Source organism: Roseateles sp. GW835-FHT13E02 (assembly GCF_058794035.1).
This window is the reverse complement of sequence record NZ_JBXAGJ010000017.1, coordinates 89,866-115,386: the sequence shown is the minus strand read 5'-3', so window position 1 is coordinate 115,386 and position 25,521 is coordinate 89,866. Positions and strand designations below refer to the sequence as shown.

24 protein-coding genes are annotated in these 25,521 nt (G+C 67.0%); 10 read left to right on the top strand and 14 right to left on the bottom strand.

The features are described 5' to 3' along the window. Positions 1-40: 40 nt before the first annotated feature. The 5 genes from AC1Q6P_RS17055 (at position 41) to AC1Q6P_RS17035 (ending at position 10,279) form a co-directional block, all read left to right on the top strand. Entirely contained in the window at positions 41-2,203 is a 2,163-nt protein-coding gene (locus AC1Q6P_RS17055) for a prolyl oligopeptidase family serine peptidase (RefSeq protein ID WP_492664068.1), read from the top strand. A gap of 48 nt (positions 2,204-2,251) precedes the next feature. Further along, on the top strand, positions 2,252-3,643 hold the full coding sequence (locus AC1Q6P_RS17050; RefSeq protein WP_102768612.1) for a M16 family metallopeptidase: 1,392 nt from the start codon (positions 2,252-2,254) through the stop codon (positions 3,641-3,643). Positions 3,644-3,669: 26 nt separating this feature from the next. Then, positions 3,670-5,091: a M16 family metallopeptidase gene (locus AC1Q6P_RS17045; RefSeq protein WP_492664067.1), complete on the top strand. Its 1,422-nt coding sequence runs from the start codon at positions 3,670-3,672 to the stop codon at positions 5,089-5,091. 224 nt (positions 5,092-5,315) lie between these two features. Then, positions 5,316-8,135: a TonB-dependent receptor plug domain-containing protein gene (locus tag AC1Q6P_RS17040; protein ID WP_492664066.1), complete on the top strand. Its 2,820-nt coding sequence runs from the start codon at positions 5,316-5,318 to the stop codon at positions 8,133-8,135. Then, complete coding sequence (locus tag AC1Q6P_RS17035; RefSeq protein ID WP_492664065.1) at positions 8,135-10,279, top strand: prolyl oligopeptidase family serine peptidase; 2,145 nt, start codon at positions 8,135-8,137, stop codon at positions 10,277-10,279. The genes AC1Q6P_RS17040 and AC1Q6P_RS17035 overlap by 1 nt, the downstream gene beginning before the upstream one ends. A gap of 23 nt (positions 10,280-10,302) precedes the next feature. Here AC1Q6P_RS17035 and AC1Q6P_RS17030 read toward each other — a convergent pair whose 3' ends face one another. From AC1Q6P_RS17030 to AC1Q6P_RS17020, 3 genes are all read right to left on the bottom strand, one after another. Then, the gene (locus AC1Q6P_RS17030; protein WP_271007925.1) at positions 10,303-11,082 is read right to left on the bottom strand and encodes an AraC family transcriptional regulator; all 780 of its coding nucleotides are present in this window, start codon (positions 11,080-11,082) and stop codon (positions 10,303-10,305) included. 265 nt (positions 11,083-11,347) lie between these two features. Continuing rightward, complete coding sequence (locus tag AC1Q6P_RS17025) at positions 11,348-11,887, bottom strand: DUF4124 domain-containing protein (RefSeq protein ID WP_492664064.1); 540 nt, start codon at positions 11,885-11,887, stop codon at positions 11,348-11,350. After that, positions 11,884-12,345, bottom strand: a complete 462-nt coding sequence (locus AC1Q6P_RS17020) for a Cd(II)/Pb(II)-responsive transcriptional regulator (RefSeq protein WP_102768617.1) — start codon at positions 12,343-12,345, stop codon at positions 11,884-11,886. Before AC1Q6P_RS17020 ends, AC1Q6P_RS17025 begins: the two co-directional genes overlap by 4 nt. Before the next feature lie 284 nt (positions 12,346-12,629). Between AC1Q6P_RS17020 and AC1Q6P_RS17015 the strand changes: the two genes are divergently transcribed. The 3 genes from AC1Q6P_RS17015 (at position 12,630) to AC1Q6P_RS17005 (ending at position 15,895) form a co-directional block, all read left to right on the top strand. After that, on the top strand, positions 12,630-14,165 hold the full coding sequence (locus AC1Q6P_RS17015) for a peptide MFS transporter (protein WP_223696693.1): 1,536 nt from the start codon (positions 12,630-12,632) through the stop codon (positions 14,163-14,165). 218 nt (positions 14,166-14,383) lie between these two features. Continuing rightward, entirely contained in the window at positions 14,384-15,079 is a 696-nt protein-coding gene (locus AC1Q6P_RS17010) for a helix-turn-helix transcriptional regulator (protein ID WP_492664063.1), read from the top strand. 174 nt (positions 15,080-15,253) lie between these two features. Then, positions 15,254-15,895, top strand: a complete 642-nt coding sequence (locus AC1Q6P_RS17005) for a Crp/Fnr family transcriptional regulator (protein WP_171827330.1) — start codon at positions 15,254-15,256, stop codon at positions 15,893-15,895. Between the two features lie 18 nt (positions 15,896-15,913). Here AC1Q6P_RS17005 and AC1Q6P_RS17000 read toward each other — a convergent pair whose 3' ends face one another. Continuing rightward, a complete protein-coding gene (locus AC1Q6P_RS17000; protein WP_271007922.1) occupies positions 15,914-16,900 on the bottom strand; it encodes a M48 family metallopeptidase in 987 nt (328 codons plus the stop codon). A 122-nt stretch (positions 16,901-17,022) separates the two neighbouring features. On the opposite strand from AC1Q6P_RS17000, the gene AC1Q6P_RS16995 reads away from it, so the two are divergent. Beyond that, positions 17,023-17,547 carry a flavin reductase family protein gene (locus tag AC1Q6P_RS16995; protein WP_171827301.1) on the top strand — a complete coding sequence of 175 codons (525 nt, stop codon included), beginning with the start codon at positions 17,023-17,025 and terminating at the stop codon, positions 17,545-17,547. On the opposite strand, the gene AC1Q6P_RS16990 is transcribed toward AC1Q6P_RS16995, so the two are convergent. The 4 genes from AC1Q6P_RS16990 to AC1Q6P_RS16975 form a co-directional block, all read right to left on the bottom strand. Then, on the bottom strand, positions 17,526-19,007 hold the full coding sequence (locus tag AC1Q6P_RS16990; protein WP_492664062.1) for an aminotransferase-like domain-containing protein: 1,482 nt from the start codon (positions 19,005-19,007) through the stop codon (positions 17,526-17,528). The two genes, AC1Q6P_RS16995 and AC1Q6P_RS16990, sit on opposite strands and share 22 nt — an antisense overlap. A 9-nt stretch (positions 19,008-19,016) precedes the next feature. Beyond that, a complete protein-coding gene (locus AC1Q6P_RS16985; RefSeq protein WP_492664061.1) occupies positions 19,017-19,616 on the bottom strand; it encodes a LysE family translocator in 600 nt (199 codons plus the stop codon). A 140-nt stretch (positions 19,617-19,756) separates the two neighbouring features. Then, positions 19,757-19,918, bottom strand: a complete 162-nt coding sequence (locus AC1Q6P_RS16980; protein WP_492664060.1) for a hypothetical protein — start codon at positions 19,916-19,918, stop codon at positions 19,757-19,759. A gap of 18 nt (positions 19,919-19,936) precedes the next feature. Then, entirely contained in the window at positions 19,937-20,110 is a 174-nt protein-coding gene (locus AC1Q6P_RS16975; protein ID WP_492664059.1) for a hypothetical protein, read from the bottom strand. A 134-nt stretch (positions 20,111-20,244) separates the two neighbouring features. Between AC1Q6P_RS16975 and trxC the strand changes: the two genes are divergently transcribed. Continuing rightward, positions 20,245-20,667 (top strand): thioredoxin TrxC, encoded by a 423-nt coding sequence (trxC, locus tag AC1Q6P_RS16970; RefSeq protein ID WP_492664058.1) that lies wholly within the window; start codon positions 20,245-20,247, stop codon positions 20,665-20,667. Positions 20,668-20,685: 18 nt separating this feature from the next. Here trxC and AC1Q6P_RS16965 read toward each other — a convergent pair whose 3' ends face one another. From AC1Q6P_RS16965 to AC1Q6P_RS16940, 6 genes are all read right to left on the bottom strand, one after another. Then, positions 20,686-22,158, bottom strand: a complete 1,473-nt coding sequence (locus AC1Q6P_RS16965; protein WP_492664057.1) for a hypothetical protein — start codon at positions 22,156-22,158, stop codon at positions 20,686-20,688. Between the two features lie 2 nt (positions 22,159-22,160). Continuing rightward, complete coding sequence (locus AC1Q6P_RS16960; protein WP_492664056.1) at positions 22,161-23,108, bottom strand: ABC transporter ATP-binding protein; 948 nt, start codon at positions 23,106-23,108, stop codon at positions 22,161-22,163. Beyond that, positions 23,105-23,533: a GntR family transcriptional regulator gene (locus AC1Q6P_RS16955; protein WP_223696696.1), complete on the bottom strand. Its 429-nt coding sequence runs from the start codon at positions 23,531-23,533 to the stop codon at positions 23,105-23,107. Before AC1Q6P_RS16955 ends, AC1Q6P_RS16960 begins: the two co-directional genes overlap by 4 nt. 165 nt (positions 23,534-23,698) lie before the next feature. After that, positions 23,699-24,247 carry a hypothetical protein gene (locus tag AC1Q6P_RS16950; protein WP_492664055.1) on the bottom strand — a complete coding sequence of 183 codons (549 nt, stop codon included), beginning with the start codon at positions 24,245-24,247 and terminating at the stop codon, positions 23,699-23,701. Between the two features lie 15 nt (positions 24,248-24,262). Then, positions 24,263-24,868 (bottom strand): AHH domain-containing protein, encoded by a 606-nt coding sequence (locus AC1Q6P_RS16945; RefSeq protein ID WP_165794628.1) that lies wholly within the window; start codon positions 24,866-24,868, stop codon positions 24,263-24,265. Positions 24,869-25,009: 141 nt separating this feature from the next. Further along, on the bottom strand, positions 25,010-25,513 hold the full coding sequence (locus AC1Q6P_RS16940) for a GNAT family N-acetyltransferase (protein ID WP_492664054.1): 504 nt from the start codon (positions 25,511-25,513) through the stop codon (positions 25,010-25,012). Positions 25,514-25,521: the final 8 nt, after the last annotated feature.

The following is a 25,521-nucleotide window of genomic DNA, read 5'->3' as shown; positions in this document are numbered from 1 at the left end:
GACCGCGCCGAGCCCTGAGTTCTGGAAAGAGATGACCGCCATGACGAACAAGATCCGGCCCGCCCGTCTACCCGCGAGCAAGGCATTGGTGATCGCCTGCCTGGCCCTGCTGAGCAGCAGCGCCAGCTTCGCGCAAACAAGCACACCGAGCTACCCCGCGACCGCCAAGGTCGAGCAAACCGACAACTACCACGGCACCACCGTGGCCGACCCCTACCGCTGGCTGGAAGACGACAACAGCGCACAGACCAAGGATTGGGTCAAGGCCCAGAACCAGGTCACCGATGCCTACCTCGCGGCCATGCCGCAGCGCCTGCCGGTGCGCAAGCTCTACACCGAGCTCTACAACTTCGAGAAGTTCGGCGTGCCCTTCAAGGAAGGCGGCCGCTATTTCTGGACCCGCAACAACGGCCTGCAGCAGCAATCGGTGCTCTACACCGCCAAGTCGCTGAAAGACCAGCCCAGCATCGCCCTGGACCCCAACACCCTGAGCCAGGACGGCACCGTGGCGCTGAGCGGTTATGCCCCCTCGCCCAATGGCAAGCTGCTGGCCTACGGCAGCTCCAAGGCCGGCTCCGACTGGCAGACCTGGAAGGTGCGTGACCTCGCCACCGGCCGCGACCTGCCCGATGCCATCGAATGGGTGAAGTTCTCCAGCGCCACCTGGACGCCGGACGGCAAGGGCTTCTTCTACTCGCGCTACGACGCCCCGGCCGAAGGCGCGGCGCTGACCGGCGCCAACTACTTCCAGAAGCTCTTCTACCACCGCCTGGGCACGCCGCAATCGGCCGATGTGCTGGTGGCCGCCAACCCGCAGGAGAAAGAATGGGGCTTCAACAGCAGCGTCACCGATGACGGCAAACTGCTGGTGATCAATGTCTGGAAGGGCGGCTCCAAGAACGGCCTGATGGTGCTGCCCCTGGTCAAGGGTGGCTTTGCCGGCGGTGAGCCCAAGGCCATCAGCCTGGCCTTCGACGCGGCCTACGAGGCGGTCGGCGTGAACGGCCAACAGCTGATCGTCAAAACCAATAAGGATGCGCCGCGCGGCCGACTGGTGGCCATCAACCTGCAGGGCACGGGCAAGGAAGCCTGGAAGACCCTGGTCGCCGAAGGCCCCGACGCCATGACCGGCGCCTCCGCCGTGGGCGGCCGCCTGCTGCTGAGCTATTTGCGCGACGCTTCCACCCTGGTGCGCCGCCACGGTCTGGACGGCAAGCCGCAGGGCGAGGTGCAGCTGCCCGGTGTGGGCACCGCCAGCGGCTTTGGCGGCCGCGTGCAGGACCGCGAGACTTTCTTCAGCTACACCAGCCTGACGACGCCCAGCTCCATCTACCGCTACGACGTGGCCAGCAACAAGCTCAGCCTGTTCAAGCGCCCGCAAACCGCCTTCGACGCCGAGCAGTATGAAACCCGCCGCGAGTTCGTCACCAGCAAGGACGGCACGCGCTTCCCCATCTTCATCGCCCACAAGAAGGGCCTGAAGCTGGACGGCACGAACCCGACCCTGCTCTACGGCTACGGCGGCTTCAATGCCTCGATGACGCCGGGCTATGGCATCACCTCGGCGGCCTGGATGAAGATGGGCGGCGTCTACGTGCTGGCCTCCATCCGCGGCGGCGGCGAGTACGGCGCGGCCTGGCATGAAGCCGGCACCAAGCTGAAGAAGCAGAATGTGTTCGACGACTTCATCGCCGCCGGCGAATGGCTGGTGGCGCAGAAGTACACGCAGCCGGCCAAGCTGGCGATCAACGGCGGCTCCAACGGCGGCCTGCTGGTCGGCGCGGTGGTCAACCAGCGGCCCGAGCTGTTCGGCGCGGCCGTTCCGGCGGTCGGCGTGATGGACATGCTGCGCTTCCACAAGTTCACCATCGGCTGGGCCTGGGTGCCGGACTACGGTTCGTCCGAGAACCCCGAGGAGTTCAAGGCCTTGCTGGCCTACTCGCCCCTGCACACGATCAAGTCGGGCGTGAAGTACCCGGCCATCATGGTGACCACCGGCGACCACGACGACCGCGTCGTGCCGGCGCACAGCTTCAAGTACACCGCCGCCCTGCAGGCCGCTGACACCGGCCCGGCGCCCAAGCTGATCCGCATCGAGACGCAGGCCGGCCATGGCGCCGGCAAGCCCACCTCCAAGATCATCGAGGAGCGTGCCGACATGCTGGCCTTCTTCGCCCACACCTTCAACATGCCTCTGCCCTGAGCCTTCAGCGCGGAATCTACCCTAACCCCTGATTTCAACGAGGTGCACATGCGCAAGCATTCCCTGATTGCCCTGTTCGCAGGGCTGGCCCTGTCGTTGGCGGCGCAAGCCGCCGACCGCTGGCAGGTGCCTGTCGCCAGCAAGAAGCTGGCCAATGGCCTGACCGTGCTGGTCTCGCCCGACCACAGCTCCCCCACGGTCGGCGTCAGCGTCGTCTATCACGTCGGCATGCGGCTGGAACCCAAGAACCGCACCGGCTTTGCTCACCTGTTCGAACACCTGATGTTCCAGGGCACACCGAACGCGCCCAAGGGCGTGTTCGACAAGGTGATCACCGGCGGCGGCGGCAACAACAACGGCTCTACCCGCCCCGACTTCACCAACTACATCGAAACCGCCCCGGTCTCGGCCCTGGAATCCATCCTCTGGCTGGAAGCCGACCGCATGAAGACCCTGGACTTCAACCCCGCCACGCTGAAGAACCAGCAGGACGTGGTCAAGGAAGAGATCCGCGTCAATGTGCAGAACCAGCCTTACGGCGGCTTCATGTGGATCGACATCGGCGGCCTGGCCTTCGACAAGTGGGAGAACAACCACGACGGCTACGGCAGCTTCAAGGACCTGGAAAACGCCAGCCTCGACGATGTGCGCGCCTTCCACCGCGATTACTACGGCCCCAACAATGCCGTGCTGTCGATCGCCGGCGACATCACCCCGGCCAAGGCCTTCGCCCTGGCGGAGAAGTATTTCGCCGCCATTCCCAAGCGCCCGACCCCGGCGCCCAGCAATTTCAGCGAAGGCCTGAACACCGCCGAGCGCCGCCTGGTGCAGAGCGACAAGTTGGCCCAGGTGCCGGCGATTGCTGCGGCCTGGAAGATGCCCGAACGCGGTAGCAAGGACCAGCCGGCCATGGCCGTGCTCGGCGAGCTGCTGGCCGGCGGCGATGCCTCGCGCTTCTACCAAAGCCTGGTCAAGGGCCGCGAGCTGGCGCTGAACCTGGAATCGCTGTACGGCCTGACCAGCATCTGGGAGTACGACGGCCCGACCATCTTCACCGTCTTCGCCCTCTACAAGCCCGACAGCAGCGCCGATGCCTTGCTGAGCGCCATGGACGAGGAGATCGCCAAGGTGGTCAAGGACGGCGTCGATGAGGCCACGCTCAAGCGCGTCAAGACCCGTCTGCTGGCCGATTGGTACAACGGCCTGGAAAGCTTCCTGAGCCGCGCCGACACCCTGGCCAAGCTGCAGACCCTGTGGGGCGATGCCCAGGTGGTTAACAAGATCCCCGGCTGGATCGAGGGCGTCAAGTCCGCCGACGTGCAACGCGCGGCCAAGACCTACCTGACCGTGGCCAACCGCTCGGTGATTGACCGCAAGCCGGCCGCCATGCTGGCCGCCCCGGCCGCTGCGGCCGATGCCGCCAGCAGCGCCAAGCCCTGAATGCGAGACCGGAGCCCTTCATCATCATGAAACAACTCAAGCTCACTCCCCTGATGCTCGCCGCCGTGCTGGCTGTCGCGCCCCTGGCTGCCAGCGCCGCCGAAGCCGTCAAGATGCCGGCCGACCTGCCCAAGTACGGCCAGGACAAGCCCATCCCCGTGCCCCACATCAGCAAGAAGACCCTGGCCAACGGCCTGGAGGTCTGGGTGCTGCCGCGCCAGGGCCTGCCCCGCGTGGACTTCGTGCTGGCCCTGCGCGGTGCCGGCTATGGCGCCGACGCTGCCGATGCCCCAGGCCGCGCCAAGCTGCTGGCCGGCCTGCTCAACGAAGGCACGGCCAAGCGCGACTCGCGCGCCATCGCCGAGGCCGCCCAGGGCATGGGCGGCGGTGTCGGTGCCGGCGCCTCGAACGACGGCATCACCCTCAATGCCTATGCGCTGAAATCACACGCCAGCGACATGCTGCGCCTGCTGGCCGAAGTGGCTCGCCAGCCCGCCTTCCCCGAGGGCGAAGTGGCCCTGGCCAAGGCCAATGCCCTGCAAGCCCTGAAAGTGGCGAGCGCCCAGCCCGGCTTCCGCGCAGAGAAGGCGCTGAGCCAGGCCATCTATGGCGAGCACCCCTACGGCCGCAGCCAGGAAACCGCCGAAAGCATCAACGCGGCCACGGCCGAAGCCCTGCGCGCCGAGCATGCGCGACGCTTCCGCCCCGATCGTGCCCTGCTGGTCATCACCGGCCAGATCAGCGCGGCCGAGGCACTGAAGCAGGCCCAAGCGGCCTTTGGTGACTGGCAGGCCCAGGGCCCGGCGCCGGCCGAGATCGCCGCAGCGCCCACCAGCGCCGCGCCGCAACGCCTGCTGCTGGAGCGCCCGGGCAGCGTGCAGAGCACGGTCCGCCTGGGCCGCCCCGGCATCGCCGCCACCAGCGCCGAACAAGTGCCGCTGCGCCTGACCAGCACCATCCTGGGCAGCGGTTTTTCCAGCCGCGTGAACCAGAACCTGCGCGAGGAAAAGGGCTACACCTACGGCGCCAGTGCCGGTGGCCGCTCCTTCCGCGTCGGCGGTGCCATCACCGGCGGTGCCGATGTGCGCAACGAAGTGACCGGCGCTGCGCTGCAGGAGTTCATCAAGGAGTACCGCCGCATCGGCAGCGATCTGGTGCCCGCGGACGAAATGGAAATGAGCAAGCGCTATGTGGCCGGCACCTACCTGCTGACCACCCAGCTGCAGGGCGCGGTGGCCCAGACCCTGGCCAACAACTGGCTGGTCGGTCGCCCGGCCGAGTACCTGGGCGAGTATGTGCCGCTGATCCAGAAGGTCACGGCCGAGCAGGTGCGCGAGATTGGCAAGAAGTACTTCTCGCCCGAAACGCAAAGCCTGATCGTGGTCGGCGACCCAAGCGCAGTGGCCGAACAGCTGAAGGCATTCGGCGAGTTCAAAGTCAGCCGCTGATCACCGCAGCACTGCTTCAGCGCGGGACAGATGGGCAGGGCCGCAAGGCACCTGCCCTTTTTTTCCTTGGCCCGAACTGGACACGGTCGGGCGCATGAATCGGGGCTTGCCCGGCCCAGGCGCTTTGTGCCGATTTCGGTCGGCCCGCTGCCGTTTGCCATCAAGACGAGGGAGGGTGGTTTTTCTATTCTGAGCGGATCCCCAAAAGAACCACGAGGAGACGCATGAACAAGAAATCCTGCCCCCAACTCAAGTCCATCGCCCTGGCCTCGGCCATGGCCTGCTGGGCCTTAAGCCACAGCCCCGCCGCCCATGCCCAAGGCAAGGATGCAGCGGCCGAGCCGCAGACGCTGAATCGCGTGACGGTCACCGGCTCCAACATCAAACGCACCGATCAAGAAAGCTCGCAGCCCCTGCTGGTCTTGCGCAAGGACGAGATCCAGGCCTCGGGCGCGCTGACGGTGGGCGATGTGCTGGCCAATCTAAGCAACAACGACCGCAGCGCCATCAGCGACCTGGGCGGCGCCAATTCCTGGGCCAGCGGGGCCTCGGGCGTGTCGCTGCGCAATCTGGGCACCGGCGGCACCTTGACGCTCTTGAACGGGCGCCGCCTGGCCAGCTACGGCTTTGCCGATGGCTTGCAGCTGAACTTCACCAATATCGACGCCATTCCCGCCAACATCATCGAGCGCGTCGAGGTGCTCAAGGACGGCGCCTCGGCCATCTACGGCTCGGACGCCATCGGCGGCGTCATCAACGTCATCACCGTCAAGGACTTCAGCGGTGTCGGCCTGCAGCTGAGCGCGCAGCGCAACTTGAAGAAGAGCTTTCTGGACGCCGACCAGCAAGCCTCGGTCACCGTGGGCCACGGCAATCTGGCGACGCAGGGCTACAACGCCTACGCGCATTTGGAGGTCTACAAACGCGGCAGCTACAAAGACAGCGCGGTGCGTGATCTTCTGCCCGATTGGTATCTGGAGCAGAACCCCGCGCGTGGCCAGCGTTCGGCCGGCGCCTTCCCCGGCAACTACACCGGCAGCTATCCAGCCGACTACAAAGACCCGGCCCTGGCCGGTACCCGCATCAACACCCCGGCCCCGGGCTGCGCTGCAGCAGACCTGATGGGCGGCGTCTGCCAGTACGACTACTGGAAAGACAGCGACGCCCGCCCGGCCACCCGCCGCGTCACCTTGCTGGCCGGCGCGCGCATGACGATCAACAAGGACCTGAGCGCCTTTGCCGAGTTCCAAGGCGCCGACATTCAGGCCAACTACCACACCAACATTCCGCGCAGCAATCCAGGCAGCGTCAGCACCTGGTACGACAGCATCAAGGGCGAGCTGCAAAGCTTCACCGACCCGCGTCTGCCGGCCGACCATCCGAACAACCCCTACGGCTTCCCCATCGGTTTGAACTACCGCTTTGTGGACCACCCGGACATGTTCAAGAACATCGGCGCCTCGCGCGACTTCCGCCTGTTGGCTGGTGTGGAAGGCTCGGCCTGGGGCTGGGATTTTGATGGCGCGCTGGGCATGATGCAGTCCAAGGCCACCCAGCGTCAGCACCTCTACAAAGACCGCTTCGGCTACGCAGAGGCCATCACCAGCGGCACCTACAAGTTCGGCCAGACCAACCCGCGCGAGCTGCTGGAGAAGATGTTCCCCGAGATGGGCTCTTCGGGCACCTACACCCAGCAGTTCGCCGATGCCAAGGGCTCGCGCGAGATCGGCCGCCTGCCCGGCGGACCCATCATGCTGGCGCTCGGGGCTGAGCTGCGCCATGAGAAATTCGAGCACCGCAGCATGGACAACATCTTGCAGGCACGCATCGTCAGCTTCTCGGGTGTGGACATCTCGGGCAAGCGCAATGTGGGCGCCTTGTTCGGCGAAGTGAACCTGCCCTTCACCAAGCAGATCGAGGCCACGCTGGCCCTGCGCGGCGACAAGGTCTTCAAGGGCTTTGGCGCGGTCACGCCCAAGATGCAGCTGGCCTGGCGGCCGATGCGCGAGCTGATGCTGCGCGGCACCGTCACCCAAGGCTTCCGTGCACCCAGCCTGCCCGAGACCGGCAATGGCGGCGCCTCTTGGTTCAACAACGGCTATCTAGACCCGAAACGCTGCGACACCGCCAAGCAAATGCAGGCGGTGCTCAAGACCGGCAATGCCAGCGACCAGCTCGATGCCACCGAGGCCTACAACTCGGGTTGCTCGGTCAGCTTCCCTTCGGCCATCACGCCCAATGGAAACTTGAAGCCGGAGTCCTCGAACAATGTCTCCTTCGGCATCGTGACCCAACCGACCGACAACATCAGCTTCACGCTGGACTACTACAAGATCCAGCGCAAGGACGAGATCGGCGTGCGCGATGTCAACGAGGTGCTGGCCAATGAAGACGCCAACGCCGGCTTGCTGCCGCGCGACCCGGTCTCGGCGCGTGACAAGGACCTGGCCAAGCGGGTCAAGGAGCTCTCAGGCAAGGACATCGGCTTCGCCGTTGGCTCGGTGCGCTCGCTGGGCCTGCAGTACCAGAACATGAACAAGACCCAAGTCTCGGGCCTGGATCTGGACCTGCGCAGCCGCTGGAAGTTGGGCGCTTGGGGCCAGCTGGATGCGGGCATTGAAGCCAACTACCAGCTCGATGTGCGCTACTGGGACCACAGTGCCCAGGACTACACCGAGAACCGTGTCGGCTACCGCGGCACGCCGCGCCTGCATGCGATCTACAAGATCAACTGGGGCCTGGCCGACTGGAAGCTGGGTGCCCGACTCCACCAGTACTCCGGCACCCGCTTGAGCGCCGCGGACTGGGACACGGACAACAGCATCGAAGGCTGCGCCGAGCGCGATGTGGCCGAGGCCGATTGCCGCATCAAGCCCTGGCTGAGCACCGATCTGTGGCTGCAGTACAGCGGCTTCAAGAACTTCACCCTGTCCGCCAATGTGCTGAACGCTTTGAATCAGAAGCCCTTGGTGGAACTGCGTCCCGGCTCTTCATTGCCGCTGGGCGGCCGGGTCTTGAAGGTCAATCTGGAGGCGCGTTTCTGATGAACGACACCAAACCCGCGCTGCGTGCGCTTGCTGCGGCCTTGCTGCTGCAGCTGTCGGGTCTGTGCTCTGCGCAGGCGAACGGGGAAGACCCCTACCTCTGGCTGGAAGAGGTGCAGGGCGAGCGGGCGCTCAGTTGGGTGCAGGGCCAGAACGAGGCGACTTTGGCGGCGCTGCAGGGCGGCCCGCAAGCCTCGAAGCATTCAGCGCTGAGCCAGAGCCTGGCCGAGGTCTTGGCCTCACCCAAGCGCCTCGCCCATGCGCAGCAGATGGGCGGCTACCTCTACAACTTCTGGCGCGATGCGGCCCACCCTCGCGGCTTGTGGCGGCGCACCACGCTGGCCTCGTATCGCAGCGAGGCGCCGCAGTGGGAAACCGTGCTGGATGTGGACCGTTTGAGCCAGGAGGAGGGTGCGCCCTGGGTCTGGGGAGGGGCCAACTGCCTGCTTCCCCAGACCCAGCGCTGCCTGCTCACCCTGAGCCGGGGCGGTGGCGACGCCCATGTGCTGCGCGAGTTTGACCTCGGCACGCGTCGCTTTGTTGCGCCGGCCTCGGGCGGCTTTGCACTGCCTGAAGCCAAAGGCTCGGCCACCTGGGTGGACCGCAACACCCTCAGTGTCGCCACCGATTTCGGTGCTGGCAGCATGACGGATTCGGGCTACCCGCGCCAGGTCAAGCTCTGGAAGCGGGGCCAGCCCTTGGCGCAGGCCCGACTCTTGTTCGAAGCGGCTCCGCAGGACGTCAGCGTTTGGACCTGGGCCGAGCAAATCGGCCAGGAACGGGTGCATGTGATCGAGCGTCGCACCAGCTTCTTTGCCGGCGAGCAGCATGTCCTGCAAAAAGACGGTCGCCTGCAGGCCTTGAGCAAGCCGGCCGACGCCAGCATGAGCCCTTTTGCCGACCAGTGGCTGATCGAGCTGCGCTCCGATTGGAAGTTAGGTGACAAGATCCATGCCGCCGGCTCCTTGCTGGCGATTGCGCGGGCCGACTGGGCGGCCGGCAAGCGGCAGTTCCACACCTTGTTCAACCCCACGCCGCGCAGCTCGCTGCAAAGCCATGTGGCCACCCGCAGCGCAGTGCTGGGCGTGCGCATGGAGGACGCGCGCCAGCAGCTGGTGCAGTGGCGCTACCAGAAGGGCCAGTGGCAAGAAGCGCTGCTGCCGGCGGGTGATCTGGGCAGCTTGAGTGTCAGCGCCTTGGCCGGCCAGCAGGCGGATCACTACCTGCTGACCCGCAGCGATTTCCTCACCCCGGCCCGGCTGGAGTTGGGCGAAGTGGGGCGCGCCGAGCGCCAGCTCTTGCAGGCCCTGCCCGAGTTCTTTGATGCCAGCACACACGAGGTGCAGCAGTTGCAGGCGCGCTCGAAGGACGGCACCGCCGTGCCCTACTTCATCGTCAAGCCGCGCGGAGACATGCCCATGGACGGCGCGCCCACCCTGCTCTACGGCTACGGCGGCTTCGAGATCTCGATGAAGCCCAGCTACAGCGGCATCCTGGGTCGTGCCTGGTTGTCGCACGGCGGGGTCTATGTGCTGGCCAATCTGCGCGGCGGCGGTGAGTTCGGCCCACGCTGGCATCAGTCGGCCCAGCGCGAACATCGCCAGCGCAGCTTCGATGACTTCATCGCGGTGGCCGAAGACCTGATCCAGCGCGGCATCACCCGCCCGGCGCGCCTGGGCATCATGGGTGGCAGCCTGGGCGGCTTGCTGACCTCGGTGGCCATGGTGCAGCGGCCCGAGCTGTTTGGCGCGGTGGTCAGCCAGGTGCCGCTGACCGATATGCGGCGCTATCACCGCATGCTGGCGGGCGCGTCCTGGATCGAGGAGTACGGCAACCCCGACATCCCCGAGCAATGGGCCACCATCTCGCGCTATTCACCCTATCAGAACGCCAGCGCCGCCAAGCCCTATCCCAAGGTGCTCTACACCAGCTCCACCCTGGACGACCGGGTGCACCCCGGCCATGCCCGCAAGATGGTGGCACGGCTGCAGGAGCTGGGCCAGCCGGTGCTCTACTGGGAGAACCGCGAAGGCGGACATGCGGGCGCATCGACGCCGGCGCAGCAAGCCCAGCTCTGGACTCTCAGCTATGGCTTCTTGCGTGAGCAGCTGATGGGCCCCAAGCCCGGCCCTGCATCACCGTAAAAACAAAGTTAGGGCTTCTGGCATCAGGCAGCGGCACGCCAAGGCGCGCCGCTGGGCTGTTGCCCTTGTTGGAGGCGCCGGTACTGCGAAGGCGTCAGGCTGGTGGTGGCCTTGAATTGGCGGGTGAAGGCGCTTTGGTCGCTGTAGCCGCATTGCATGGCGATGGCCGCCACACTCAGATCGGGCGCTTCGACCAAGAGGCGTCGTGCGGCATCGAGGCGCGCTTGCAGCAGCATCTCGCGCGGGCTGAGGTGAAAGATGCGCTGGAACAGATGCTCCACCCGGTCCAGCGTCAGCCCCGCAGCACGCGCCCAGTCTCCCAGATGCAGGGGCTGGTCGTAATGGCTGCGAATCTGCTGTGCCAGCTCGGCAATCTGGCCATAGACCGGATGGCTCTGGTCGGGCCGCCCCAGATCACGTGAGATGCCCACCACGCCCAGCACCGCGCCGGGTCGCTCGCCACAAGGCTCGTCGCGCAGCGGCAGCTTGTGGGTCAGGCACCAGCCGGCGCCGCCATCGGCATAGAGGTGCAGCTCCAGATGGCGCTGCATGGCCGCGCCGCTGCTGATGACGCTGCGGTCTTGCACCCAGAAGGCCTCGCCCATGGCGCCGGGAAAGATCTCTTTGGAGGTGCGGCCCAGCAAGGCTTGCTTGGAGCGTTGTGCACTGCGCCGCACCAAGGTCTGGTTGACGCGCAGATAGCGGCCATCGCGGTCCTTGACGAAGAACACCACGTCGGGCAGCGGGTCGAACAAGGCTTCGACCAGGCTCAGCTCGCACAGGCGAAGGGCATTGTTTTGCATGGCGACTTCACCATTGAACTCAAGGCATGGCTGACCATCACCAGGGTCAAGAATCGATGAAGCGGGTTCCGTTGCAGAGGCCGGGCCCGATGCAACACCACTTCAAAAGAACCTCAGGAGCCGGCTTCGATCGGCATTGAGACTGAGTATATGTTTAATATATCTATATCAAACTCGGGAAAACCATCGCTCTTGCAGTGGCGCAATACGCTCATTTCGGACGCGGCAGGTCAGGCCCTGCCTTTGACAAGGCGAGGGTGGGGCCTCAAGGACTGGAGCGCCTCGGGGCCGAGGCGCCGGCCATGGGTGGCTCCGGGCGCAGCCCGCCAACCCGCGCCGCAGCCTGATGCATGGCTTCGGCCCGTTGGCGTGCAGCGGCCTCAGCGCCAGGGCGAAACTGATCACTCTGAGCCTGGCGACTGAGTGACCAGTCGGCCGCCGAGTAGCGGGCGCTGCCCTGGCGACACTGGCGGGCGCGGCCGATCTCTTCCTTTAGAAAGCGCTGCTCGGCCGGCCCCAGGCTGCTGGTCGTGGCGCGGGTTTCCATGGCGGCGATCTCGATGTCATCCGGGCAGACATTGCCAACCAGGCGTGGCGCAGCGGTGCCCGATGCCGCCCGCTCGGCCGCCACCACATTGGGCTGCAGCACACGCGGCGACAAGGTGTCGCCCTGGGCCGGGCAGGGGCGGTCGGAGTAGCGGACCTGGCCGTCCTGCAGGCATTTCCAGATCTCGCCCGCCTGGGAAACGCCAGCCAGAACAGCCAGAAACAGGGCCAGGCCGCGCAAGGTCTTCTTCTTCGTCATGGCTTCATCAACGCCTCGTGACAGGCGCAGGCCTCGCCGTGCGCCGCGGCCACCAGCTCCTGCAGCACGCCGCAGGCCTGGCTGCCAGCGGCATGGGGATGCAGATGGTGGCGCCCGTCGCAGCGCGCCTTCAAGGCCACCAACTGCTGCTCCAGCGCCAGCATGGAAGCCAGGCGCGCGCGCACCCTTGCCAGCTGCGCCTCGACCAGGCCGTCGACCTGGGCCAGCTGCTCGGCGTCCTCGGTGTCCAGGCTGGCCAGCAGCTGGGCCACATCGGCCAGGGACATGTCCAGCGCCCGGCAGTGGCGGATGAAGGCCAGGCGCTCCAGATGCGCATGGGCGTAGTCGCGGTAGCCGTTGTCGCTGCGCGCCGGGCCGGGCAGCAGGCCGCTTTTTTCGTAGAAGCGGATGGTTTCGATGTCCACGCCGGTGGCCTTGCTGAGTTCGCCGATGCGCATGAGGTCGCAGGCCCGTGATTCGGGCGGTCTGAGCTGAAAGAGCAAGCATAGCGCTGATTGTCTGGAGCTACTCCAGGCTATGTCCTGCCGCCCCTGCCAAAAGACACCCCCCGGTTCGTTGCCCCCTGGTGGGAACCCGAACAAGCCAGGCAACAGGCCACAGCGACAATAGCGGCCCAAGCCGCCAGGAGAGACCCTCCAGGCGGTTTGCCTTTTGTGGGCCCCTGAGGGACATGGGTCGGCACGAGGCACGTCATCCATCAAGACCAAGAACGGAGAGTCGTTTGAACACCAAAATTCAAACTGCGGGGCCCAACACCATCCTCGGCCACCCCAACAGCCTGTTTGTCCTGTTCTTCACAGAAATGTGGGAACGCTTCTCCTACTACGGCATGCGCGCCCTGCTGGTGCTGTTCCTGGTCTCGGAAGCGTCCAAGGGCGGCTGGGGCTGGAGTCGTGCCGACGCCACCTCGCTGTACGCCTGGTACACCATGCTGGTGTACTTCACCCCCATCCTGGGCGGCTATCTGGCTGACCGTTACCTGGGCACCCGCCGCGCCGTGGTGCTGGGCGGCTTCATCATCGCTGCCGGTCACGTCTCGCTGTTCTTCGAGACCATCCCTTCCTTCTACTTGGGCCTGGGCCTGGTGATTGCGGGCACAGGCCTGTTCAAGCCGAACATCTCGGCCATCGTCGGCCAGCTCTACAACAAGGACAACGAAGGCAGCCGTGACGGTGGCTACACCCTGTTCTATATGGGCGTGAACGCCGGTGCCTTCTTCGGCATCTCGCTGTGCGGCTACATCGGCGAAAAAGTGTCCTGGAACCTGGGCTTCGGTCTGGCCGGCGTGTTCATGATCCTGGGCGCCCTGCAGTTCTATTTCAGCCAGGCCATCTTTGGCGACATCGGCACCGCGCCGAGCAAGGAAAAGACCGCCGCCGCCAAGGCAGCCGATGACACGCCCGCCCATGTGGTGGCCGATCGCCTGAAGGCCATCTTCGTGTTCGCCTTCTTCACCATCTTCTTCTGGTTCGCTTTCGAGCAGGCCGGCGGCTCCATGACCATCTTCGCGGCCGACTACACCGACCGCACCCTGGTCGGCACCAGCGGCCTGGTCTTCAAGGTCATCAACTCGCTGATGACGGTGATCCCGGCGGCCATCCTGACCTGGCTGCTGTTCCAGCTGCACCGTGCCACAGGCAAGAGCCAGTGGCTGGGCAATCTGCTGCTGGTCCTGGCCTTTGCCGTGATCTGGGGCCTGGTGATCTGGATGCTGGGCCGCGAGTTCGCCATGGACCAGAGCGAAGTGCCCGCCACCTGGTTCGGCGTGCTGAACTCCTTCTTCCTGGTGATTCTGGCCCCCGCGTTCTCCAAGATGTGGGAAAAGCACTGGAACCCGAGCGGCCCGGTCAAGTTCGGCGTCGGTCTGGTGCTGCTGGGTCTGGGCTTTGCGGCCCTGGCATTTGGCGCGGCAGGCATCCCCTCGGGCGCCAAGACGGCCCAGGTCAGCATGCTCTTCCTGTGCCTGGCCTATCTGCTGCACACCATGGGTGAGCTGTGCGTGTCGCCGGTGGGCCTGTCCTACATCTCCAAGCTGGCCCCCGCGCGCCTGCTGGGCCTGATGTTCGGCGTCTGGTTCCTGAACTCGGCCATCGCCAACTTCATCGGTGGCAAGACCGGTGCCTACATCGACTACATCTCCTCGACCTACTCGATGTCCACCTTCTTCCTGATCTTCACCGTGATCCCGGCTGCAGCCGGCCTGGTGCTGATGGCGCTGTCGCCCTGGATGAAGAAGAAGATGCACGGCGTGCACTGAGCGCCCCCCTCGACAACCGGGAGGTCCCGGCTCAAGGCCCCGCATTGCGGGGCCTTTTTCTTTGGTTTTTCAAGAACTTGTGACCCCAATGCGTGAATCTTTCACATCGGCACAGATCACCATTCACCCTCCGCAAGTCCGCACTCTGCCTAAGCTGGAAGCCCGGCGTGTGGCGGCCCCTCCGAGCCCTGTGCACGCAGCCAAGCCAGGAGATCGGCATGTGGTCGACAGACTCTTCTTCTTCAGCAGCAGCCATGGCCTCGCTCGCATCCGCGATCACGCCAGGCCGCCACCCCGGTACCGAACGGCGCCAGGCCGAATCGCTGAGCAGCCATTGGCTGAGTTTGGTGCTGGAAGAGCTGGACTATGGCGTGGTGCTGCTCAACGCCTCCGGCCGTGTGCTGCATTGCAACTTGGCCGCGCGCCGCAGCCTCGATGAGGAACACCCGCTGCTGCTCAGCGGCAACCAGCTGCGCTGCCGCGACGCCAAGGACAGCACGCCCTTCAACGACGCCCTGCTGGCGGCGGAAAACGAAGGCCGGCGCTGCCTGCTGCGCCTGGGCGAGGGCGAACTGAGCAGCAATGTGGTGGTGGTGCCGCTGAACCGCAACGTCACGCAGGCCGCCGTGCTGCTGGTGCTGGAGCGGCGCCAGCTCTGCGGCGAGCTGGCCACGCAGTGGTTCGCCCTGCGCTACGGCCTGACGCCCACCGAGACCGAAGTGCTGAAAGCCTTGAGCCAAGGCGCACGCCCCGGCTCGGTGGCCGAGCGCCAGGGTGTGGCCATCTCCACCGTGCGCACCCAGATCCAGAGCATCCGCGCCAAATCGGGCGCCGACAGCATTGGCGAGCTGCTGCGCCAGCTGGCGGTGCTGCCGCCCCTGGTGTCGGCCCTGCGCATGGACAAGATCAATTGAGCGCCGCGCCTTTGCGTTGAGGCGCAACCGCCTGCAAGGCACGATCTACAAAAATCTCAGTGGGGCAAGCCCCTAAAAGGGGCGTCGCTCGAACGCCACTGTTCTGCGCAGTGTCTCTCGTAACATCCGGCCTTGCTGGCGGCCTTGGCGGCCGTCGCCCACGAGCAAGCCCGCATGGACAGCATCGACACGCCCACCCTTGAATCGGTCACCGCCGACCTTCCGCCCAGCCTTCGCCTGCTGGCCGCCCGTGGCATGGCACGCAGCTACCGGCGCGGCACCGTGCTGATCGAGGAAGGCTCACAAGGCGACAGCCTCTACCTCATCCTCAGCGGCAGCCTGCGCGCCTACGGCTGCGATGCGCGCGGCCGCGAGGTCACCTACGGCATCTACGGCCCCGGCGAGTACGTGGGCGAAATGAGTTTGGACGGCGGCCCGCGCTCGGCCAGCGTCATCACCGAGCAGGCCTCGCGCTGCGTGCTGCTGACCCGCGCCAGCCTGCAAGCCCATATCGCCGAGCACCCCGAGTTCGCCTTCGAGCTGCTGACCAAGGTGATCCGGCGCGCCCGCGCCGCCACGCTGTCGACCAAGCAGCTGGCGCTCAACGATGTCTACGGCCGGCTCAAGGCCTTGCTGGAAACCACCACCGCCACCAGCGACGAGATCTTGCTGACCCACCAGGCCATGGCCCAACGCCTGGGCTGCTCGCGCGAGATGGTGTCCAAGCTGGTCAAGGATCTGGAACTGGGCGGTTATCTCGAACGCGTGGCCAACGGCCGCTACCGCCGCCTCAAGGCCCTGCCCGCGCGCTGGTAAGCCGCCGCGGGCGCTGCTTCAAGAAGCCGGTCGCATCTGCAGCGGCGGGGCTACCTCGAAGCGCTGCGTGGGCTTGTCGGCCCGGGCGTACAAGCCCTCGACCTTGGGCAGATTGGCCTGAATGTCACGGATGCGGGTCGGGCCGGCCGGGTGGGTGGACAGCCATTGCGGCGGCGCGCCCTTGGAGACCTTGCCCATCTTTTCCCACAGGCTGATGCCGGCGCTCGGGTCATAGCCAGCGCGCGCGGCCAGCTCCAGGCCGACCAGATCGGCCTCGCTCTCATCCTCGCGGCTGAAGGTCAGGGTCAGCAGCTGGCTGCCCATATTGAGCAAGGTGTCGCCGACATTGCCCAGGCCCAGCAGGCTGGACAGGACATTGGCACCCAGCCGCGTGGCGGCCGTCTTGGCCATGCGCTCGCGCGCATGCTCGCGCAAGGCATGGGCGACCTCGTGGCCCATGATGGCCGCCACCTCGTCGTCCGAGAGTTTGAGCTTTTCCAGGATGCCGTAATAGAAGGCGATCTTGCCGCCCGGCATGCAGAAGGCATTGAGCTGCGGGCTGACGATGGCATTGACCTCCCAGCGCCACTGCTTGGCGCGGGCGTTCCAGGGCTCGGACTGGGGAATGATGCGCTTGGCGATCTCGCGCAGGCGGATCAGCTGCGGATGGTTGTTGGGCAGCAGGGCGCGCTGGTTGGCCGCCTCGCGCATCATCTGCTGGTACTGCTGCGCACCGGCCTGCTCCACCTGCTCGGCCGGCACCAGCTTGGTCAGCTTGCTGGGGCCGCCCACCTCCACGCCTTCACGCGCCCAGGCCGTGCCGCTCAGGGCGGGCGACAGCGCGGCGGCGCCCAGCAGGCCGGTGAACAGACGGCGCGAGCCCTTCTCAGGCCGGCAGCGGCCAGCCGCGCAATCGGGGCAGCGGCCGAAGCCATAGGCCGGCGCGCTGGGCAGATGCGGATCAGCCGCGGGATCAAAAAAACCAGGATCGGTGAGGTGGGACATGGTGCTCAGGACAATGCGGCCAAAGTTGGCAAAAACAAGCAGGGCAGGCGCCATTCTGAGGCCGTCCGGCGACAAATGCCCCCGTGCAAGAAGGCACAAGCAGGGATGGCCGACAATGCCGCATGCCCGCGACCCCCACTTCTCCTTTCGTCGTCCCGCCCGGTCCGGGCTTTGACAGCCAGCAATTTCGCTCCGCCCTGGGCATGTTCGCCACCGGTGTGACCATCGTCACCGCCCGCGCACCCGACGGCAGCCTGGTCGGCCTGACCGCCAACTCCTTCAATTCCGTATCGCTGAGCCCGCCTCTGGTGCTCTGGAGCCTGGCGCAAAAGGCTGGCTCCATGCCGGTGTTCAGCCGCGGCTCGCATTACGCGATCAACATCCTGGCCGCCGACCAGAAAGAGCTGTCGCAGCGCTTCGCCACCCGCGACATCGACCGCTTCGCCGGCGTGGCCTGGCGCGAGGGCGCCGGCGGCGCCCCAGTGCTGGACGGCGTGGCCGCCGTGTTCGAATGCGCCAACCGCAGCCAGTACGAAGAGGGCGACCACGTCATCTTCGTCGGCGAGGTGGAAAGCTGCAGCTGGCGCGAGGGCGCCCAGCCGCTGATCTTCCACGGCGGCCGCTACTACACCGAGCTGCCGCTCTGACGCGGCTGTACTGAGCTGCCCGGCAGGCGCTGCAACAGCGCCGTGCTGTCGGCCACGGCCTGCAAACGCTCCCGCAGATAGTCGGCCAACCGCGGCTGCTGGCTGAACACCACATTGAAGCGCAGATGGCGCGGCGCCTGGCCGGTGCTGGAGAAGGTGGGGCCGCCGACCAGCAGGATCTTGTTGCGGTAGGCGTCCTGCAGCAGCAGGTTCATGTCCACGCCCTCGGGCACCTGGCCCCAAAGGAAGAGGCCGCCCTCGCCGGGGTGGTCCATGGCGATGCCGGCCTCGCCCAGCTGGCGCGCGCTCAGCGTGCGCGCTTGCAGCAGGCGGGCCTGCAAACGCTCCAGATGCTTGCGCAAGCGGCCGGCCAGCAGGATCTCCAGCAGCACCCACTCGTTGAGCGCGGCGCCGGTCAGCACGGCGTAGATTTTCTCGCGCAGCAGGGCTTTCAGCAGGGCCGGGTCGGCCGCCACATAACCGGTTCGCAAAGCGGGGCTCAAGGCCTTGCAGAAGCTCGAGTAGTAGATGACGCCATCCAGGCCCGAGAGGGCCGCCAGGCGGGTGGCATGGCCCGGGTGGAAATGGCCTTGCACATCGTCCTCGGCGATCAAGAGCCCATGCTGGCGCGCGATCACCAGCACCTGGTGCAGATTGGCGGCGCTGCTGCTCCAGCCCGTCGGGTTGTGCAGCACAGTCTGGATGAAGAGCAGGCGCGGCCGGTGCAGGCGGCAGGCCGCCTCCAGCTCGGCCAGGTCCAGCCCATCGGGCCGGCGTGCGATCGGCACCACCCGCAAGCCCTCCTGGCGCAGGCGTTCGAACATCAGGAAGTAGCCCGGGTCTTCGACCAGCACGGTGTCGCCCGGGCGCAAAAAGGCGCGGCAGATCAGGTCGATGGCATGGGTACCACCGTAGGTGGTGAGGACGCGACCGGCATCCACGGCCAAGCCCTGGCCGCGCATCAAAAGGGCGATCTGTTCGCGCAGCTCGGGCAGGCCCTGGGGCGGGCAGCGCGAGGCCAGGCCGGCCGTGCTGCGGGCCAGGGCGCGCTGCACCACGCTGGCCGGCATGGCATCGGCCAGCCAACTCGGCGGCAGGGCGCCGCTGCTGGCCAGCAGCACGCCACTACGCTGGTCATTGGCCTGCTGGGCCAGCCAGACGCCTTCCTGCTCCTCGCCGGCCTCGAGCGCCGCCGCATCGGGCAACAGGGCCGGGCCGCCGCGCGGCTCGCAGACGTAGTAACCGGCCGTGCCGCGCGCATCGATCAGGCCCGAGGCCACCAAGCGGTCGTAGGCCGCGACCACGGTGTTGGGGCTGACGGCCAGCTGAGCCGCCAGCTGGCGGATGGACATCAGGCGCGCACCCGGCGGCAGCTGGCGCGAGGCGATGCGCTCGCGCAGGCGCAGTTCGATCTGGTCACCCAGGGCGATGGGAGAGTTGCGATCGAGCGGGTTCAGCATCGCCCGAGCTTAGCGCAGCAGGCTCAGCGCCAACACAACCAAAGAGCCGGCCATGAGCAGGTTGAAGACGCGGCGCTTGGCCGGGTCTTGCAGCAGCCGCCGGATCGCCAGGCCGAACAAGGCCCACATCGTCGAGCTGGGCAAGCCCACCAGCACACCCACCGCCGCCACCAGGCTGGCCCCGGCCCAAGGCCCCAGGCCGCTGGGCATGAAGACCGTGGCCAGGGTGATGGCCTTGACCCAGCTCTTCGGATTGACCGCCTGGAACAGCGCCGCCTGGGCAAAGCTCAGAGGCCGCGCATCCTGCTGCGCCGTGCCGATGCGCAGGCCGCTGAGCTGCCAGGCGAGGTAGATCAGGTAGAGCGTGCCCAGCACCCGCAGCACCTGGTGCAGCACCGGATAGGCCAGGAACAGGCTGCCCAGGCCCAAGCAGGTCAGCCAGGTCTGCACCCCCACGCCGAGGTTGCTGCCCAGCATCTGCGGCAGCGTGCGGCGGTAGCCGGCATTGGCCGCGGCGGTGGCCAGCATCAGGTTGTTGGGCCCGGGCGTGCTGGACATGAGGAAGCAATAGCTGGCCAGGGGCAGCAGCTCGGTGGGGGACGACAACATGGCGGCGGGGCTGGGGTGGCGGAGATTGGCAGGCAGACTAAGGCCGCCACGCCCCGGGGCCAAGACACAGCGCCCACCCCGCCCGCATGCGCTGTATCACTGCGCCGAGGGGTACAGCCGCCGAATGTGCCGGGCGGCGCTCAGCGCCGTCCCACCACGTCCGGCGCTTCCCCCGGGGCCGCAGCCTGGGCCGCCAGCTGCTGATCCAGCGCATCGATCACCCGCTGGTAGCGACGCGCCGCGCGCCAGTTGGCGGCCAGGACCAGGAGCAACACCAGCAGCGCACCGGCGTGGGTCAGCATGAACACCGTCTCCATGCGCTACGCCTCGTCACGCTCGTAACCCACCATGAAGCGGGCCAGCTCGGCGCCGTGCAGGGCCAGGGCCTGGCGGTAGCACTCGGCCTGCAGCTCGGCGCTTGGGGGGGCGGTGGCCGGAGTGGCGGCGGAAGTGGCGAAGGAGGCTCGGAGGCGTTGTTGTTGCTCTTCATGCAAGGGTCCAGGCTCGGGCGTTGAACACGAGGCGCGCCAGCGCCTTCGATTCGGGCAGTCCCCGGTCGGCAGGATTTCTTACACCGTCTTGTGCGGGGCTTGAAATGAGCCCGCACAGCCTCACGTCCCTGAGCATCATGCTGATCACCTGCCCCCACTGCCTGAGCAAGAACCGCGTGCCCGACGAGCGCGCGGCCCAAGACCCGGTCTGCGGCCGCTGCGGCCAAGCCCTGCTCAGCGGCGAGGTGCTGGCGCTGAGCGAGGCCAATTTCGACCGCGTCGTCGGCGGCAGCGAGCTGCCGGTGCTGGTTGATTTCTGGGCGCCCTGGTGTGGGCCCTGCCGGCAGATGGCGCCGCAGTTCGCCACCGCCGCGCGCCAGCTCAAGGGTCAGGCCCTGTTCGTCAAGGTCAACAGCGATGAGGCACCCCAGCTCTCGCAGCGCTTTGGCATCCGCAGCATCCCCACCCTGATCCAGCTGCAGGGCGGGCAGGAGCTGCAGCGCGTCAGCGGCGCACTCTCGGCCGCGCAGATCCTGGGCTGGATGCAGCAGCGCGGCTGAACGCTATCGCTGGAGCCTTCAGGCCCAGCGGCCCACCGGCATGGCCGGCGCGGCGCCCAGCACCAGGCGCTGCCAGCGGTAGCGCGCCAGAGCCAGCACCAAAAGCAGCACCAGGCCGATCTGACCCAGGATGGGCAGGCCCAGCCATTGCAAGCCTTGCAAAGCCAGCACCATCAGCGCGGTGGCGGCAAACGGCAGCAGGGCGCGGTGGCTGTTCGGCCGAGCCTCACGCGACCAGTCGCGCAAGACCACGGTGCAGCCAAACACCAGGTAGGCCAGGCACAGGTGCACGCCCAGCCAGTTCTGCGTCAGAGGCCCCGGCAGGCTCTGCAGGGCCGTGCACAACAGCAAGGAGATGCCCACACCCCAGAGCAGCTGGCTCAGCAGGCGCCGGGCCAGCATGCGGTTCAGCAGCTGGCCGCGCGGCGCGCCGGGCAGCAGCATCAGCAGCGCCTGCTCGCGCCGGCTGCGGTGCAGATTGGCCGGCACCGTCAACAGCACACCCAGGCACATGCTGGCCATGCCAAATGACAGGCCCAAGGAGCCGCGCTGCGTCAGTTCGCGCCAGAACTCTGGCCGCCCCCAGCCGACGGCCACGAAGACCGCTGCCAGCAGGACCAGCACCACCGAAACGGAGCTGAGCTGGCAGGTCCAGTGCGCCTGGCCCAGGCTGACCAGATCGATGCGCGCCATCACGCTGGCCGGCGTGGGCTGGGCCTGGCGCAGCAGGCGGCGCGTCCACAGCGGCTGCATCCAGCGGAAGAGCTGGCCCATGCGATCCACCGGCACATTGACCGGGGCATGGCTGGCCACACCCATGGACTGCGACTCGAACAAGCGGCGCCAGGTCTGGCGCGCCTGGAACTGGCGCGTATGCCGGCTGCCGCCCGCCTGGATCAGGCCCGCCACGCCCCAGGGCAGGAGCAAGAGCGACAGCGCAGTCATGCTCCAGGGCTGGCTTTGATGCCAGGCCAGCACCGCACTCCAAACAATCAGGACAGGCATGGATATCCCCCACCACGGTATGGAGAACAGAATCAAAGAGAGCCAGAACCAGAGCTGCACCCAGCGCGCCGTCAAGGCCAGCAAAAACAGCGCCAGGGCCACCCCAGGCAGCCAGGCCTGGCCACCAGGAAACTGGCTGGCCAACAGCGCCGCGCACAGCAGCGTGCACAAGCCATAACCCGCCACCGCCACGGTGCGCAGGCGCTGGACATGGCCCGGCACCAGGCGGGCGGCATGCGGGTGGTTTTGCGCCAGCAGGCCGTTGAAGCAGATCAGCCAGGGCACGGCCACCATGCAGGACAGGGTGACGGCGGCCACCCGCCACGCCAGCTCCGGCCGGGCCAGCCAGAAGCCCAGGCCCAGGGCCAGGCCAAAGCCCAGCAGGCTCAAGCCCCAGCCGATGAAAAAGGCCAGCGGTGAGGCATTGCGCTGCATCTGCCACGGCGCCAGCAGCAGCTGACGGTATTGCGACCAGAGCGCGCCCATGATCAGGTCAGCTCCACAAACAGGTCTTCGAGATTGAGGGCCTGCACGCTCAGGCCGGGCCCGTCTTGTGGCGCCTGGCCCGGGGCAAAGCGCAGCAGGCAACGCTCGCGGCCATCGGCCTGGGTCTGGCGGCGCAGCAGCTCGGCACTGCCGCCGGCCAGCGCGGCCTGGATCGCCGTGCTGGAGCCCACCACCAGGCGCACCTCTTCCAGCAAGCTGTCCAGCGGCGCCTGCACCGCGATGCGGCCCTGCTGCAAAAAGGCCAGGTTGAAGGCCACGCGCTCCAGGTCCGACAGGATGTGGGTGGAGAAGACCACGGTCGTGCCGCGGTCCAGCACCTGATCGACCAGCTCGCGCAGGAAGTCGCGCCGGCCCACCGGGTCCAGGCTGGCCACGGGCTCATCCAGCACCAGCAGATCGGGCTCATGGGCGAGGGCGCGGATGATGGACAGGCGCTGCTGCTGGCCACCCGAGAGGCGCGAGATCATCTGCTCGCGCGGAATGTCCCAGCGCGAGAGCAGGCCCTCGACCTTGGTCTCGTTCCAGCGCGGGTAAAAGCTCTTGAAGTAGGCCAGCAGCTGGCGCGCGGTGAAGCCCTCGAACAGATCGCTGTGCTGCGGCACATAGCCGATGCGCGCACGGGCGGCATCATCGAGCTCGGTGGCGGCCTGGCCGAACAGCTGCACCTGGCCGGCCTGGGTTTCGCGCAGGCCCAGCAGCGCCTCCAGCAAGCTGGTCTTGCCGGCGCCGTTGCGGCCCAGCAGGCCCACCACCTGGCCGGGCTGCAGCTGCCAGCTCAGCTGCTGCAACACCACCTTCGAGCCGTAGCTCAGCGAGATGTCACGCACATCGGCCGTCAGGCCGGCGGAGCCATCCAGCGAACCGCTCGCCGCCCAAACAGGCGCCGAGGCCGACGAGGAAGAAGAAGTAGACACAAGAACTGCGCTCATGAGGACGCTCCCTCTTGGAGAAGAATGGTTTCAAACAACTTCAGGGCGGCCGTGGCGGGCAGCTCCAGCTGGCGGGCCTGGGCCGCGGCCTCGCTCAGCACCGGGCGCAAGAGCTCGATGCGCTCGGCTCGCGGCTGCGCCTTTTGGTGTTGGGCCGCCACCCGCATGGCCAGGCCGCGGCGGCGCTCCAGCAAGCCCTCGGCCTCCAGCAGGCTGTAGGCTTTGGACACCGTCATCGGATGCACGGCCAGCTGCGAGGCCACCTCGCGCACCGAGGGCATCTCCTGCCCGGCCACCAGCTGACCGCTGGCCACACAACGGCGCAGCTGCTCGACCATCTGGCGGTAAATGGGCTCGGTCGATCCGGTGTTGATGCGGAAGGCGAACGGGCTGTGGTCGGGATCGTGGGGATCAGGGGGTGACAAGAAACCTCCGGCGTGTCGAAAACACGCCGCAGCAGGCTTCTCTGTCAACGTGTACTAGTATCGTAGTACACCTAGACAAACTTGTGCAAGTGCCATCGATGCGGGCAGCTCGCGAGCCGGGGCGCCGCGCCGGGCCCGCGACGAACCCAGAAGCCCAAGGGAGACTTACAGGGGCCGCGGTGCCCCGCACTCGAGGCCGCTCAGGCCGGCCTCGCGCACCAAGGCCTCCAGCGCCTGCTTGCCGGCCTCGTTGACGTAGATGCGAACCGGCGCGGTCAACGGGTCCTTGAACACCAGGGCGGTGCCAGGCAGGCGGCTCTCGTCGAAGGCCTCAAGCCGGAGGCCGCCATCGTCAAAGCGCTGCGAACGCTGCAGATCGACGCAGTCCAGGCGCTGCGTCACATTGAAGAACCAGCGGGGCTCGCCCTCGCAATCGAGCTCGAGCATCTGCCCGTAGGAGGCCAGAAACGGCCCCAAAGCCTCACGCGCGCGGGCATTGAGCACCAAGGCCCCGGGCACCAGCAGGCCCACATCGGCGCGCGGCTTCTGCTGTTTCTTGCGTGGCTCGACGACATAGCCGACCCGGGGCCGGTCCTGCCAATCCTTGGCTGTGCCGTCGGTGTCGAAGAGCTGTTCTTCGATGTTGTCGTAATCGCGCGAGACCAGCACGGCGAACTCATTCACGGCGGCACAACGCAGTTCCCAAATCGCCATCTCAGCGCCCCCAACTCACCAAGGAAAGACACCGGCCAGCAAATCGGCCTTGATGCCGCGCAGGCGCGACCGGCCGGTCTGGGCCTCGGTCTTGGGCACCAGGCGCAGCCGCGCATACACCGACGCATGATAGAGCGCGGTGTGGATCGGGCCGTGCTGCGGCGCGGCCGGATGGCCGGCCAAGCTCTGGCCCGCGCGACGCGGCAGGAACACGCCGTTGTCGGCATCGTTGATGGCGATGAACCAATCGAACAGCTTTTTGCGCGAGGGCTCGGCCTGCTCATCGCGCAGGGCGACGATGTGGTGGGCGCAGGCCTGCGCCGGCCGCGGGCTGCCGGACTGCGTCACCAGATTGCTCGCCAGGCGGCGGCGGTGGTTGTAGTCGGTGCGCCGCGCATGGGCCAGCAACTGCTGGGCGGAGATGGGCAGCTCGGTGACGCCATTCTGGTAGCGCACCCGCTGCTTGTTCTCCGCCAGCACGATCGCATTGCGAATCTCGTAGCTGTTGGCCTGGCGGTCATTGGCCGCTATCTGATTGATGCGGGTGGTCAGATCCATCATGCCTTCGGCAGGATCGGTGAGCGTCGCCGGTGGCGCCAGCTTGGGGTGGTTCGAAGCCAAGATTGCCTCCTCCATGGCTGCAGGGCAAAGGCCGCAGCCAAGCGCCGCAGCGCCTCCACAAAGAGGCGGGCAAAGTGTGCCATGCAAGCCGGGCGCGGCAGGCCGGTCTAACGCCCGGTTACATCTGCACCGGGCGGAATCTCAAATGGAAAGCGCAACGCCCATGCGGCGCTCGAGATAGTCCACATTCGGACCGTAACTGCGTAGCTTGGCCGCGAGATCCGGCCCCAGCGGTGAGGGCAGAAAACCCCAACGCCCCCAGAAGGCTGCCGAGTTCTGCACCGCGATCAAGCAGGCGCGGTCCAGGCCGCTGGCTTCCAGGCGCTCCAGGAATCGTTGCACCAAGGCTTGCGCCAGGCCGGTGCCGCGCGCCCTGGGGTCGACCGACAGGTCATGCAGATACAGGCAGTCCGGCTGCTCGGGCAGCACGCACTCCAGGGCATCCAGCGGCGGCGGCGATTCGGCCCGCCACGGCAGAGCGAACAGATAGGCCAGCAAGCCTGCGGTCGAGGTGCCTTCCGCCACCCAGCAATGCTCGGGCGCGGCCTGCAGCTTGGCCGCCAGAGAGGCTTCGGACTCGGGCACCAGCTCGGTGAAACAAGCGGCCTGGATGCGCAGCACTTCGTTCAGGTCGGCAGGCTGCATGAGGCGGA